Origin of the sequence: Myxococcus sp. AM009, assembly GCF_013372605.1 — a bacterium.
In the GTDB taxonomy this organism is placed as follows: domain Bacteria; phylum Myxococcota; class Myxococcia; order Myxococcales; family Myxococcaceae; genus Myxococcus; species Myxococcus vastator.
Genome location: NZ_JABXEP010000550.1, coordinates 1 through 229, shown reverse-complemented (window position 1 = coordinate 229; position 229 = coordinate 1). Strand labels below are relative to the sequence as shown.

The window sequence follows — 229 nt, the reverse complement described above, 5'->3', positions numbered from 1 at the left end:
GCGGAGGAGGCTCGGCTCGAAGCGGAGCGGCTTGCCGAGGAGGCTCGGCTTGCCGAGGAGGCTCGGCTCGAAGCGGAGCGGCTTGCCGAGGAGGCTCGACTTGCGGAGGAGGCTCGGCTCGAAGCGGAGCGGCTTGCCGAGGAGGCTCGGCTTGCCGAGGAGGCTCGGCTCGAAGCGGAGCGGCTTGCCGAGGAGGCTCGACTTGCGGAGGAGGCTCGGCTCGAAGCGG

Annotated in this window: 1 protein-coding gene; it reads right to left on the bottom strand. The window is 72.1% G+C overall.

The window, feature by feature from the left end:
* Positions 1-229, bottom strand: a 229-nt coding sequence (locus HV824_RS36845; protein ID WP_176425390.1) for a hypothetical protein, incomplete at both ends; no start/stop codon positions are given.